Source organism: Gemmiger sp. An194 (genome assembly GCF_002160145.1).
Classification (GTDB): domain Bacteria; phylum Bacillota; class Clostridia; order Oscillospirales; family Ruminococcaceae; genus Allofournierella.
Genome location: NZ_NFKA01000010.1, coordinates 1 through 14,387, shown reverse-complemented (window position 1 = coordinate 14,387; position 14,387 = coordinate 1). Strand labels below are relative to the sequence as shown.

The 14,387-nt window shown below is 58.8% G+C and carries 7 protein-coding genes and 1 pseudogene; 3 read left to right on the top strand and 5 right to left on the bottom strand.

The features are described 5' to 3' along the window. Positions 1-420: 420 nt before the first annotated feature. Positions 421-6,645, top strand: a complete 6,225-nt coding sequence (locus B5F28_RS07805; protein WP_087294992.1) for a CehA/McbA family metallohydrolase — start codon at positions 421-423, stop codon at positions 6,643-6,645. A 110-nt stretch (positions 6,646-6,755) separates the two neighbouring features. On the opposite strand, the gene B5F28_RS14455 is transcribed toward B5F28_RS07805, so the two are convergent. Continuing rightward, positions 6,756-7,337 carry a hypothetical protein gene (locus B5F28_RS14455; RefSeq protein WP_143424712.1) on the bottom strand — a complete coding sequence of 194 codons (582 nt, stop codon included), beginning with the start codon at positions 7,335-7,337 and terminating at the stop codon, positions 6,756-6,758. A gap of 347 nt (positions 7,338-7,684) precedes the next feature. Here B5F28_RS14455 and B5F28_RS07790 point away from each other — a divergent pair, with 347 nt between their 5' ends. Beyond that, on the top strand, positions 7,685-8,095 hold the full coding sequence (locus B5F28_RS07790; protein ID WP_087294986.1) for a hypothetical protein: 411 nt from the start codon (positions 7,685-7,687) through the stop codon (positions 8,093-8,095). Between the two features lie 109 nt (positions 8,096-8,204). On the opposite strand, the pseudogene B5F28_RS07785 reads toward B5F28_RS07790, so the two are convergent. From B5F28_RS07785 to B5F28_RS07770, 4 genes and pseudogenes are all read right to left on the bottom strand, one after another. Next, a pseudogene (locus tag B5F28_RS07785) lies at positions 8,205-8,903 on the bottom strand (DUF6198 family protein). A 134-nt stretch (positions 8,904-9,037) separates the two neighbouring features. After that, positions 9,038-11,479, bottom strand: a complete 2,442-nt coding sequence (pheT, locus tag B5F28_RS07780; protein ID WP_087294984.1) for a phenylalanine--tRNA ligase subunit beta — start codon at positions 11,477-11,479, stop codon at positions 9,038-9,040. Positions 11,480-11,491: 12 nt separating this feature from the next. Beyond that, positions 11,492-12,514 (bottom strand): phenylalanine--tRNA ligase subunit alpha, encoded by a 1,023-nt coding sequence (gene pheS / locus B5F28_RS07775; protein WP_087185090.1) that lies wholly within the window; start codon positions 12,512-12,514, stop codon positions 11,492-11,494. 345 nt (positions 12,515-12,859) lie between these two features. After that, positions 12,860-13,549, bottom strand: coding sequence for a LysR substrate-binding domain-containing protein (locus tag B5F28_RS07770; protein WP_158097548.1), 690 nt, complete (start codon positions 13,547-13,549; stop codon positions 12,860-12,862). 185 nt (positions 13,550-13,734) lie between these two features. On the opposite strand from B5F28_RS07770, the gene B5F28_RS07765 reads away from it, so the two are divergent. Then, complete coding sequence (locus B5F28_RS07765) at positions 13,735-14,247, top strand: hypothetical protein (RefSeq protein ID WP_087294980.1); 513 nt, start codon at positions 13,735-13,737, stop codon at positions 14,245-14,247. Positions 14,248-14,387 lie beyond the last annotated feature (140 nt).

Sequence of the window (14,387 nt, the reverse complement as noted above, 5' to 3'; positions counted from 1 at the left end):
ATGGTTTAATATAGTATATTATACTATAAAAAGTTATAGTGTCAAGAGCACAAAAAGAGGGAGCAGCGTCAGCTGTTCCCTCTCTCATTTTCACTCTTCACTCACACCGCCTGCCCGGGGCATTTGCTTCGGGTGGGCGTTTTTTTGTGAAAACGCTTTGGATGATTGCGCCGGGAAATCAGGGCCTGGATCTGAGTATATTTGAGGAAAGGTCTAAATTCTCAAATAAGTCCCAAAAACAGGTGTTCTTCCTATTTAAGTGGCAGGTAAAAAACAGCAAAACGTAGAAAAAATACGGTATTTTACACAGAGATTACATAAATCTGATGACGAATGTGTTCAAATTGTGATAATCTTATAGAAGATTTACGGCTGCATTTTCTTGCAGGAATTCACCGCACAACGGAAAGGAAGATGAAGATGGACAAATTGCTGCAGCGAGTTGTTTCGTTGCTGCTTACCGTTGCCATGCTGTTCTCGTTTGTTCCGGGAACAGTATTCGCAGAATCGGGAGCAGAATCGGAAATTCATAAGCTGACCAGTGCCGACGAGCTGGTTACCGGTCAGTATGTGTTGCTTTGCGAAAACGGGCAAGCAGTGGGTGTGCTCGACGGTACATGGCTGACTGCGGCCGGGACGGATGAGACAGCAATTCTGTCTGGTCCGGAAGCAGCACTGGTCTGGACGTTGGATGTGAATTCCGACGGCGTTTCTCTGACTGATTCCAACGGAGTAACCGTTGCACCCAAGGGCGGCAACACCAATGGAATCCAAGCCGGAGATTACCGCTGGGCGGTCACCTTTGAAAATGGCGCGTTCCAGTTTTCCGGCGTGGGGGAGGACACAACCCGTCTGGCATCCAACACCGGTTCAGACAATAAATTCCGTGCTTACAAAAATGATACGATCAATGGAAATCCCAACGGATACCCCAGCAACTTCACTCTGTATCAGGTACCGGCAGGTTCTGTAACGCCTGAACCCGATCCGGAAACGCCTGTTTCCATCACCATTGCAGAAGCACTGGCGGCACCAAGCGGCACCGCTGATCTGCGGGTGACCGGTGTGGTCACTCTGGTGGACGGGCAGAATATCTATCTGCAGGATACCACCGGAGCGATCTGCGCCCGCGGCGCGGCTGACGGCATTGCTCTGGGCGATACCGTTACCGCCACCGGAACCAGAGGGGACTACAACGGCCTGCCCCAGCTGAACAACGCGACCTTTGAAAAGGGCGAAGGCATGACGCTGGCGGCAAAGACCACCACCATGGATGCGCTGACCACGGCCGACATCTGCAGCTATGTGAAGCTGGAGCATCTGACCGTGACCGAGGTGTACGATAACAACGGCGCATACTCTCAGCCGAACATCACCGTGACCGACGGCACCAACACCATCCAGATCTACAAAGCGGTGGTGGACAAGCAGCAGGATGGCAGCTGGGCTGTTGCGGTGGACGATACCATCACCGTGAGCGCGGCGGTGAGCGTTTATAATACGACTCTGCAGCTGCGCAACACCAATGCCAATGAGATCGTGAAGGAAAGCGGCCAGCCGGTGGAGCCCCAGGGCCCCATTGCGGATGGCGACCGGGTGGTTATCTACAACCCCGCTTACAATAAGGCGCTTTCTGCTACCTACAACGGCTTTTACAACAACGGCACCGATGTGACCCTGAGCGATGGTCAGCTGACCGGCTTCTCGGAGGCGGATGTGTGGACCGTAAAGGACAACGGCGACGGCAGCTTCTCCTTCGCCTACAACGGCCAGAACATCGGTATGGGCGATTCCTTCTCCAGCATGCCCCTGGGCGAGAAAAATGACCGCTGGGTGCTGGAGGAGGCAGGCGAGGGCCTGTATTACATCAAAAACACGGTGCGCAATTCCTATATGGAATGGTACGCCGACAAAAACAACTGGAGCTCTTACGGTAAAATCGGTGCAGGCAGCGAAGGACTGTTTGCACTGGCCTTCTACAAGGTAACCGGCGAAATTCCCGATCCCGAACCGGGACAGGGTGCGCTGGAGGATGGCGACCAGGTAGTGATCTACAACCTGTCCGCCAAGGGCGTGCTGGCCGGGCCGGACGGCAACGAGACCAGCCCCTCCATTCTGAGTGCGCCGGCCACCGAAGCAAAGACCATTATGGAGATCAGCAATGGCGCCCGCGTCTTCACCGTGGAGAAGAACGGCGACTATTACCGCTTTAAGACGGAATATGACGGCTACCTGTGCTCCAACGGCACCGGCAACAACGCCTTCTACTCCAAGGAGGCCAGCGAGGACGCGGACTGGACGCTGGCCGAGTACAACGGCGGCTATACCCTGGAAAGCCGCACCGCAAAATTCAACGGCAAATACTCCCAGTTCCTGGAGTATTTCAGCAGCAGCTACAAGACCTACAGCATGAATAAGGTGACCGATAAGGATATCTTCACCTTCCGGTTCTATCCGGTGGCAGCGAGTGTGTCGGTCACCAAGGGCGTGGTCAACATGCCCAAGGTGGATTTCGGCACTCCCACCGATGCAAATGTGGGTATGGACTACAGCCTGTTCTTTGCAGTGGATTCCGTGTTCGGCGTGCAGAGCATTCAGGCGAGCTATGAGGGCAAGACCCAGGAGCCCAAGCTGGATGAGGCGGGCTATTCCATCACCATTCCTGCCGCAGAGCTGACGGAAGAGAAGACCATCCAGGTGACCGTGTCCGGTACGGACAAGGAAGGCGTGGCCTTTGAGGGAACCGTTTCCATTCAGGTCAAGAACGAACCGGTGATCACCGAGGTATTCCCGGCGGCGAACAGCCAGACCGGCGAAGAACTTCGGCCCCAGATCGGCGTGAAGTTTGCCAACGCGGGCAAGAACCCCTCCGTTACCATGACCGTGAACGGGGAAGAGGTATCCCCCAAGGTGGAAGCGGATCAGGCGGTCTATACCCCCGATGCAGACCTGGCCCAGGGCCGTACATCGGTGACGGTAAAGCTTGAAACCGAAACCGGCAAGACCGTGGAACGCAGCTGGAACTTCACCGTGGGCGAAGCGGAATATCAGCTGTACTTCGGCCAGCTGCATTCTCACACCAATTATTCCGATGGTTCCGGCACCCTGCAGGATGCACTGAACTATGTGAAGAACCTGCACGACAATGAGCAGGTGGATTTTGTGGCCTTCACCGACCACTCCAACTACTTTGACAAGTCCGGCGAGGCCAACCCGGAAGGCGCTCTGTACGACATGAGCCTGGCCACGGAATACAGCCGGCAGCTGTGGGCGGAATACAAGAACACTGTGGCCGAGTTCAACGCCAGCCAGTCCGATGTGCTGGCGCTGGCGGGCTTTGAGATGACCTGGTCCGGCGGTCCCGGCCACATGAACACCTTCAATACCCCCGGCATTGTGTCCCGCAACAACACCACCCTGAACAACAAGACCGGCGACGCGGGCCTGCAGGCTTACTACAAGCTGCTGAGCCAGCCGGAGGGCGTGGATGCCATCAGCCAGTTCAACCATCCCGGCACCACCTTCGGCACCTTTGCGGACTTTGCCTATTACGATGCAGTGATCGACAGCCGCGTTTATCTGCTGGAGGTGGGCAACGGCGAAGGCGCCATCGGCTCCGGCGGCTACTTCCCCAGCTACCAGTACTACACCATGGCCCTGGACAAGGGCTGGCATGTGGCCCCCACCAACAACCAGGATAACCACAAGGGCAAATGGGGCAACGCCAACGATGCCCGCGATGTGATCCTGGCCGATGCCCTCACCGAGGAGAGCATCTACGAGGCTATCCGCGCCTACCGCGTGTATGCCTCGGAGGACAAGAACCTGGAAATCAGCTACACCCTGAACGATCAGGTGATGGGCTCCATCATCGAAGAGGTTCCCGAGACCGTGGAGATCGACGTGAGCGTCTATGACCCGGACACCAGCGATTCCATCTCCAAGGTGGAAGTGGTGGTCAACTCCGGCACCGTGGCCCATTCCTGGACCCCGGCGGAGATCGCCTCCGGAACCATGGAATGCGCCATCCCGGCGGATTACAGCTACTATTTCATCCGTGTGACCCAGGGCGACGGCGATGTTGCCGTGACCGCGCCTGTCTGGGTGGGCGAAACCATGAAGCTGGGCGTTTCCTCCGTGGAATGCGGCACCGCGATCCCGGTTACCGGTGAAGCGCTGACCCTGACCACCAGCCTGTTCAACAGCGAGCTGAGCGCGGCCACCATCAAGTCGGTGACCTACAGCTGCGACGGGCAGGTTCTGGACACCCAGAAGGATCTGGGCACCCTGGATGCCTCCTCCACCAAGGAGGTAAAATGGGATTACACCCCCACCGTGGCCCGCGTTATGACCATCACCGTGGCCGTGGAGCTGGAGGTGGACGGTATTTCCTACACCTACACCAAGGACGTTTCTCTGGATGTGCAGGATGCCTCCAAACTGGTGTACATCGGCATTGATGCTTCCCACTACAACGAATATGTGGCGGGCAACTATAAGGACTCTATGGGCAACTTCGGCGCGCTGGCGGCGGATTACTCGGTGCGTACCGTGCAGCTGAACACCAGCGAGCAGCTGCTGGAGGCCTGCGCCAACGAAGGCGGCAAGTACAAGGCGCTGATCCTGACCGCGCCCTCCCGCCGCGACGGCAATGCCCTGCGCGATCCCTATGCAACCTATTCGGATGAGGAAATCCAGGCCATTCAGAAATTTAACGCCGCGGGCGGCGTGGTGGTTCTGGCCGGCTGGTCCGACTACTACGAGAGCTACGCAGCATTTGACGCAGCCGACCATATGGCGGCTCAGCAGAACAAGGTGCTGGAGGCCCTGGGCTCCTCGCTGCGCATCGGTGACGATGCCACCAACGACGACACCCTGAACGGCGGCCAGACCCAGCGGCTGTACTTCTCCACCTACAATTGGGACAGCTTCCTGATGGATGGTGTGGAGTACGACGCAGAGCATCCCAACGACAACATGTATTCCCAGCTGTTCAGCCAGTATGGCGGCGCTTCCGTCTACGTGGTGGATGAGAACGGCAACCCCACCAGTGAGCTTCCCGCAACGGTATCGCCGGTGGTCTACGGCCACGCCACCACCTACTCCACGGACAGCGACAAGGACGGACTGGGCGGCGAGGCAATGCCCAAGTATCCGGTGGCAGAGGGCGATAACCGCCTGATGGTTCTGGCCAGCGAGCAGCTGGAGGGCAAGGGCATGATTCTGGTATCCGGTGCGGCCTTTATGTCCAACTTTGAGGTCCAGGCCGAAGTGGAGGACAGCTCCGCTGAGAAGAACTACTCCAACTACAATATCTGTGCAAATCTGGTCAGCAGCCTGAACCCGGTGGAAATCAGCCCCATTGCGCAGGTACAGGCCGAGGAGCTGGAGGGCGTCAAGTTCACCATTGAGGGTGTGGTCACCTCCAATGCCTCCGGCTATGACAAGAACACCGCCTTCTTCGACTGCATCTACCTGCAGGACGACACCGCAGGCGTCAACGCCTTCCCGGTGGCGGGCAACTACAAGGTGGGCGATGTGGTCCGCATCACCGGCACCACCTCCTCCTACCAGGGAGAACGGCAGATCAACGTGATGCAGATCGAGAAGATCGGCGAGCAGAGCGCCCCCGCGCCCAAACAGATCACAGCCAGCCAGCTGAACGACGGTTCGGTCCTGGGCAGTCTGGTCACCCTGAAGGGTACCGTGGAATCCTTTGCCAAGGAGAACGGTCTGGTTCAGACCATCATGGTGAAGGATGCCGCCGGTAATCTGGGCCGCGTCTTCATCGACGGTTACATCGACACCGCGGAGGATGTGAAGGATCTGGAAGAGGGCTGTGAGATCACGGTCACCGGCCTTGCCTCCTACGACAACACCTTCAATGCACCGGAAGGTCCCTTCCCGCGCATTCGCGTGCGGGATCGCAGCGATGTGATCTGCACGGCGTCCCAGCAGCCGGAAACCAGCCCGAAGCCTGAGGAAACCCCGAAGCCGGGCACCGACCTGGCGCTGGATATCCAGCAGGGCATTGTGAACGTTCCGGAATCGCTGAAAAACACTGCCTTCAACACTGCGGAAAAGATCAAGAATGAGCTGTACCGCGTGGCGGCCACAGTGCTGTCCGGCCTGAAGGCGGAAAACATGCTGGTATACGACATTACGCTGATGACCCGCAACGCTCTGGGGCAGTGGGTACCGGTGGACCCGGCCAACTTCCCCAAGGACGGTGTGGTGGTCGAGCTGCCCTATCCCGCAGGAACCAGCCGGGACACCCACGACTTCGTGGTGACCCACATGTTCACGGAAGAGCGGGATGGCCATAAGCCCGGCGATGTGGAGACCCTGCAGGTTTACGAGACCGAGACGGGCATCCGTTTTGTGGTCAAGAGCCTGTCGCCCATTGGCCTGAGCTGGAAGGTGACCGAAAAGGCTGACGGTGGCCAGGGCAGCGGTGGCAGCAGCGGTGGCAGCACCAATGCCCCGGCAGCGACACCGGTTCCGGTTATCACCGGTGGTGCCCAGACCGGCGACGGCAATGTGATGCTGGTTGCAGGCGCGGTGGTCGTGCTGGCAGTGGCAGCCCTTGCTGCACTGGAGATCAGCCGCCGCACCCGGAATGTGCAGCACAACAAAACCAAATGACCCCGGATTGACCGGATAACGGCTCAACCGTAAAAAAACAGCCCGCGCAGGTGCGTTGAACGCGTCCTGCGCGGGCTGCTTTTTTGCCGAGGCTTACTGTGACCGAAAGCTTATAAGGCGTTGAACAGATCAATGACCTCCTGAGGAAGGGAACCGTTGTTCAGCAGCACCAGGCCGTCGTGGGCAAGGACCGAGAAATCGCCGAAGCCATCCAGGGTCACAATGCCTTCGGATTCCGCCTTCTTGTATGCGTCGGACTCCGGGTCGAACTGATACAGCTCAATCTTATAGCCGTCGCACTTGTACTTGTATCCGGCTTCGCCGCCGACATATGTCGCGTCCATGGTGACACGCTCGGAGAAGGAGATCCCAAGGTTGGAAAGCCCGGCCTCAAAGCGAGTGAAGGCATCGGAATCGGGGGTTGGAAGATCTGGCGCGGAGACAGATGCGTCTGTCAAATCCGAGGCGGAAGAATCGGACTCGGTAACATAGAAATAATCGAAGTGAATGGCACTGGAGGATTCCGGCGAGGAGGTTTTTTCGCTGGAGGATGCGGGAGCAGTGGACTGCGCGCTGGAGGATTCCGGGGCAGAAGCCGGTACGCTGGAGGCAGGTGTGCTAGAAGCCGGAGCCGAGCAGGCGGACAGAGTGAGGGCCAAAACCGCAGCCAGAAGAGTGCAGGAAAATTTCATGAAAATCACCTCAATAGAAAAATAAAATACTTTAACAAACAGGAGGCAGAAGTCAATGCCTTTTTGTCAAAAGTGGGATGGTCCACCCCAACGTTCTTGCCCATTCTGCGCACTTTTTGGCCGGAAGGGAAAACGCAGGAACCGTTTGTGGACTTGCCGGAGCATCTCAGCGGCGTATTGCTATCCATAGTGTACCATAATTGGATGATGATTTCCAGCGTCTGGAAGGAGAAACTGCTGCGACGAACTGTAGCCTGCAGATTGTAAAAAATCGGGGTGACTTTTATAATAAAGGTGACTGCTGTGAGCAAACAGACGGCCGGATTCCGGAAGCAGGAGGGAAGAGAATGCGAAAACAAATGAATTTTAAAACGGCGGTTCTTATCTTGGTGGGGATCGTTTTGCTCCTCCAGGTGATGGGGACTCTGGGCATTGGAGTTCAGAAATCTTCCGCGCATCTGAAAATTGGCTATTGGGAAAAAAGCAATGCTCAAAGCTGGTCGGCGGATTATATTTTATGGGATGGCTGGCAGCAGCGGACCTTACACCCAACCACGCAGCCTGCTACACTTCACGTAACGGTGCAGACCGATGCGGGCAGCTGCGCGCTCCAGATCAAAAGCGCCGATGGAGAAATTCTATTTGCACAGGAAGATCTCCAAACCTCAGCCTTTGATGTGGATGTACCCGGAGATGTGGTTGTGCGCTTCACCGCTGACCAGCACAAAGGCGGCTTTTCCGCAGAAATCTTGGAGTGACCGTGTGTCCCCCCTCAGTGATTGAACCCATCAATATCATCCAAAAACGCCTGCCCGGAAAATATAAGCCGGGCAGGCGTTTTTGGATGCAGCGGCAGGAAGAAAAAACTCAGGCGGCCATGCCGGAGAGCCGGGCAATTTTTTTGTCCGCCAGATGCTGGAACAGGGCGATCACACGGCCCACGCCAACCACCGCGAGCACCGTGCCAAGCCCGATGCCCACCAGATGCCCGGTGAGCAGCAGACCCAGCAGGATGGTAAGAGTGATGCTGCACAGATCAAAGCAGTTTTTGGTAAGGCCCACGCTTTGGTGGGTTCAGTCCGCAAGAGTCTGCACGATGCCGTCGCCCGGATTGGGCACGATGCGCATAGAAAGCGACAGCGCCGCCCCCACGCCGGTGCACAGGATGGCCAGCAGCACCGCAAGGCGCAGGGGGAGCCGGTCGGTCCAGCCGTCAGCCCCGGCGGAAAGATCCGGGAAAAAGGCGCCGAACAGGTTGAGAAACCGGGTGAATACCAGACTCAGCGGAATCTGCAGCACGTCCATCAGCAGCACAAGGCGGTAATCGGTTTCGGGGTGCAGCCTCCACTGAATGGCGTGCAGGACCAGCTGGACCAGCATAAACACGCAGTAGAGGAACAGGGTGGTGTTGCCGAAGTTCAGCTCAAAGATCTGGGCAACGCTGTAGGAAACCGAAATGATGGGGGAAACGCCCAGCCCGGCCTTGGTGTTCAGGGTCAGACCCAGGGCCAGGATCAGAAGGCCCAGAATATAAAAGAAAATGCGGTAAAAACTCTGCTTGTTCAATAAAATGATCTTCTTTCTTGCTTGGAATCAAAGCATCGGCCGCTGTCCCGTGGCGGGGGCAAACAAAAAGCAGCTTCGCACCGAAAAAACGGTGCGAAGCTGCCGGGGATGAACCGGTAGAACGGGCAGGCCAATCAGCGCATGTCGATGTTCAGCTTGTGCTTCAGGTTGCCCAGAATCTTGTTCATAAAGCGGTCGATGTCCTTGGGAGTGAGCGCCTTGTCTTCGGGAACGAAGAAAATCTTGAAGGCCATGCTCTTCTTGCCTTCGCCGATCTGCTCGCTGCGGTACACATCGAACAGCTCCACGTCGCCCACCTGCTTGCAGGCGGAGCGGATGGTCTCCACCAGAGTGCCGCAGGTCATGCCCTCTTCCACCACCAGCGCCAGGTCACGGGTCACGGTGGCGAATTCGGAGATGGGCTGGTAGCGCATGCTCTCAGGCAGCAGCGCGCACAGAGCGTTGTAGTCGATCTCGCCCAGGAAGATCTTGTGGTTGGCCTTGCTGTCCTTGGGCAGCTTCAGCTCGCCGGTCACCTGATTAGCCAGCTTGCCGAACACGCCCACCCGCTTGCCGTCGCACAGGATGTAGGCGGAGATGCCGGGGTGCAGGTAGGGCACATCCTCGGCGCGCTCATAGTCAAAGCGCACGCCGAAGGCCTCGGCCAGGGCCTCCATGGTGCCCTTCACGGTGAAGAAGTCCTCGTCGTCGCCGAAGGCAGCGAAGCCCAGGTGGGGAATCTCGTCCGGCAGCTGGGTCACGGGCAGCTCCTTGGGTGCGTACACGTTGGACAGCTCAAAGATGCGGCCGGCATTGTTGCCCTTCTTCAGGTTCTCCACCACGGTGTTCAGCATGGAGGGAGCCAGCAGGGGCCGCATGATGGTCAGGTTGGAGGTAATGGGGTTCAGCAGACGAATCACCCGGCGCTCGGGAGCGTCCTCGGCCAGATGAAGCGCGTCCAGATCGGCGTCTGCGTAGAAGGCCAGGGTGGAAATCTCGTAGTAGCCCTGACCGCACAGGGTGCGCTTGAGCTTGGCACGGCGCTGCTGGGCGGCGTTCAGGCCGCCGTTGGTCACGCTGGAGGCCTGCAGGAAGGTGGGCACGATATGCTCGTAGCCGTATTCCCGGATGACCTCCTCGGCCAGGTCGGGCTCGCCGATCTCAATGTCCTCACGGTAGCGGGGCGCGGTCACATCCAGTACGTCGCCGTCCTGCTTCACCTCGAACTGCAGACGGCGCAGGATGTCCAGAATGGCCTCGGCGGGCACCTCGATGCCCAGAATGCGGTTGATGCCGCTGATGGTGGCGGTGAACCGCTTGCCCTCACGGGGAGCACCGGCGCTCACGTCGAAGGCGCTGGCAGTCACCTCGCCGCAGCCCAGCTCCTGGATCAGGTGCAGGGCGCGGGCCATGCCCAGCTCGCAGGTGTATTCGGAGATGCCCTTCTCGTAGTGGCTGGAGGCATCGGTGCTCTGGCCCAGGCTGCGGGAGGTCTTGCGGATGTTGTCCCGCATGAACTTGGCGGACTCGAACAGCAGCTGGGTGGTGTTCTCGGTGATCTCGCTGTTCAGACCGCCCATGATACCGGCCAGGGCAACGGGCTTTGCGCCGTCGCAGATGACCAGATTGCTGTCGCTGAGCTGGAACTCCTTGCCGTCCAGGGTGACGATGGACTCGTCGTTGCGGGCGCGGCGCACGATGATCTGGGTGCTCTCCAGGGTGGACATGTCAAAGGCGTGCATGGGCTGGCCGATCTCCAGCATCACGAAGTTGGTGATGTCCACCACGTTGCTGATGCTGCGCAGGCCGCACAGAGCCAAGTACCGGCGCATCCACTGGGGAGACTGGCCGGGGGTGATGTTGCGCACGCCGTGACCCAGGTAACGGGGGCACAGGTCCAGCGCCTCCACGGTGATGTTCAGGCCGGGGTAGGTGTAATCGCTGGTGGTGTAGTCGGTGGCGGGCATCTTCAGGGGCTTGTTCAGCACGGCGGCCACCTCGCGGGCAATGCCCAGCACGGACTGGCAGTCCGCACGGTTGGCGGTGACCGAGATGTCGAAGATGTAATCGTCCATGCCCAGCAGGGGCTTCACATCCGCGCCAACGAGTGCATCCTCAGGCAGCACCAGCAGGCCGAAATAATCGGCGCCGGGGTACAGATCGTCGTTCAGGCCCAGCTCCACGCCGCTGCACAGCATGCCGCAGCTCTCGTAGCCCCGCAGCTTGCCCTTCTTGATGGTCAGAACGCCCTCCACGGTCTTGTGGTCCTTGCCGGTGGCCAGCACGGTGGCGCCCACCAGAGCGCAGGGGTATTTGCCGCCCGCCTGCACGTTGTCCGCGCCGCAGCAGATCTGCAGCAGCTCGCCGGTGCCTGCATCCACCTTGCACAGGGACAGATGGGTGTCCGGAATCTTCTCGCACTCCACCACGTGGCCGACCACCACGCCGGAGATGTCCTTGCCAACGGGGATCAGCTCTTCCACTTCAAAACCGCAGCTGAAGAGCTTTTCCTCCAGCTCCTGGGCGGTTACGTCAATGTCTACATATTCCTTCAGCCAGCTGAATGGTACTTTCATGGGTTTGCCTCCTTAGTCCTTGAACTGCTTCAGGAACCGCAGATCGTTCTCATAAAGCAGGCCGATGTTGTTGATGCCGTATTTCAGCATGGCGATACGCTCGATGCCGATGCCGAAGGCCAGGCCGGAGTATTCGTTGGGGTCGATGCCGCAGTTCTCCAGCACCTTGTGGTGCACGATGCCGCCGCCCAGAACCTCAATCCAGCCGGTGCCCTTGCACAGCGAGCAGCCCTTGCCGCCGCACTCGAAGCAGCTCACGTCCACCTCCACGCTGGGCTCGGTGAAGGGGAAGTAGCTGGGACGCAGGCGGGTCTTCACCTCGCTGCCGAAAATCTTCTTCACGAACTCATCCAGCATGCCCTGCAGATCGCACAGGGTGATCTTCTTGTCCACGACCAGACCTTCCATCTGATGGAACATGGGGGAGTGGGTGGCGTCGCTGTCAGAACGGAACACGCGGCCGGGCACCAGCACCTTGATGGGGGGCTTTTCGGCGTCCATCACGCGGATCTGTCCGGGGCTGGTGTGGGTGCGCAGCACGATGTCCTCGGCCACGTAGAAGGTATCCTGCATGTCACGGGCGGGGTGGTTCTTCGCCACGTTCAGCCGGGTAAAGTTGTGGTCGTCGTCCTCGATCTCGGGGCCCTCGTAAATTTCAAAGCCCATGCCGGCGAACACGTCCACCATCTGGTCCTTCACGATGGTGATGGGATGCAGCGAGCCCATGGGCCGCTTCACGGCGGGCATGGTGATGTCCACCTGCTCGTTTTTGTTGCGGGCCTCCAGCTCCTTGCGGTCCATCTCGGCGCGCACTTCCTGGTAGCGCTGCTCGGCGTAGGCCTTGAACTGGTTGATGAACTTACCCATGGCGGGCCGTTCCTCGGCGGAAACCTTGCCCAGCTCCTTCATCAGCCCGGCGATGCTGCCCTTTTTGCCCAGGTAAGCCTGCCAGAATTCGGCCAGCTCTTCCTGAGACTGCACAGCGCCAAGCGAAATCTCCATCTGCTCTTTCAGAGCATTGATCTTTGCTTCCATAATACACCTCATTTTCGATGATAAAAAAGAACAGCCCCGCCCCGCAAACACAACGGGACGAAGCTGTAAACTCCGTGGTACCACCCATATTCCGCCGCAAAACGCGACGGCACTTTCGGCGCCGGTAACGGGGCGAACCGTTCCGCACTACTGAGGCCGCAAGGGCCCGTTGGCACGAACTGCTCCGGAGGGAATTCGCATCGCTCTGTTCGGAAGGCCTTTCAGCCGGTGAACCTTCTCTCTGTACCCAGGGGTGCGGTGCGCTGTCTCCATCTCAGCATTTTAACTTTATAAAGTATACTCGTTTGGAAAGCTTCTGTCAAGGGGCGGGGGACAGAGGGATCATCAGTACAATCCGTTGTAATGGGGAGCGGGGTAATCCAGCTCGTAATTTTTGCAGAGCGTGATGAAATGCTGGGCGGCGGCGGTGAGAAATTTGTCCTTGTGGTAGACGATCCAGTACCGGCGGTGCAGGTCCAGCTCCGGCACCCGGAAGGAGGCGACGATCCCTCGCTCCAGCGGACCCCAGAGCATGCGCCGGGGAAGCACCGCGATGCCCAGCCCGTGCACCGCGGCATTGACAAGGGCGGTGGTGCTGCTGGCTTCCCAGGCGGGCTCTACCGAAAAGCCGGCGGCCGGTGCGGCGGCATCAAAGGTTTCCCGGGTGGCGCTGCCCTTTTCCCGCAAAAGGAAGGGCTGACCACGCAGCTGCTCCAGTGTCACGGTCTGGCCGGAGGCGAAGGGCCGCCCCGGAGCACAGATCAGCAACAGTGTGTCCTCCAGATAGGGCTCGGCGATCAGCTCATGGGAGTGCACGCCGCCTTCGATGAGGGCAAGGTCCAGTTCATTGTGCAGAAGACGCTGCTCCAGCGTTTCACCCGGGCTGATGCACACCTGTACCCGCGTCTGGGGCCGCAGGTTCTGATAGGTGTCCACATAGCAGGGCAGAAACTGTGAGCCGATGGTCACGGTGGACCCCACCCGCAGCGGGCCCACGTCGTCGCAGCCCAGAAGGCTCTTTTCTATCCGGTCCACCTGCTGAAGCAGCTGCCCGGCCTGCTGCTTCAGGCGCTGTCCGGCGGGGTGGATTGGGTGGCCACCGTGCTGTTTGCGGCAGCGTTTGCGGCCATGCGCTGGAAAAAGCCGAATCCCATTGGAGTAATGGTTTGCTGCGGAGCGGCAGGCCTGGTGTGTTATTCATTGATGAGGGGGATTGCAGGATGGAGTATCTGATGAAGGGCGGAGTTCTTTACCGGGGCGAAAAGGAGCCGGTTTGCAGAATCGGGGGATGGCTGTGCGGCAGCCGGCACACCATCAGCCAGGGAACGGCGGAATATCAGGTGTGGGCGCAGCCGCTGGAGCATCCGGAGGAGCGCTGCAGCGGCCGGGAATACTGCCTGCGCGGCAAAAAGGGGCAGCAGCTGATGCGGGCGGTGCCCTGCTACCGCCGGGGACAGGAACCGGCGCAGGCAGGCTGGCCGCTGAACCGCACGCCGGAGGTGGACCGGGCAGAGCTGACCTGGCAGAAAAAGACCTACAGTCTGGAGATGGTAAGCTGCGAAAATTATCTGATGAAAAACCGGCAGGGAGAGGTGGCTCTCTGTGTGCTGCACCGGGGCATTGCGGGAGGCTGGCGGATCGAATGCGGCCCGGAATTTGAGCCCTGGGCGATCTGCGCGGTGTTTGTGTTCTGCCGATATCTGGAGCAGGAAAACCAGATGGTTGTGGTTTGAAAAAAGAGGAGCAGCTTTCCGGCAGTTTGTGCCGGAAAGCTGCTCCTTTTGATTTAACTAGAAAACCACAAGCTATGCTTGTGGACGAGAAGAGCACGAGCGTTGAAACGGTAAAAAAAGAACCTCCTTTTGCTACAATA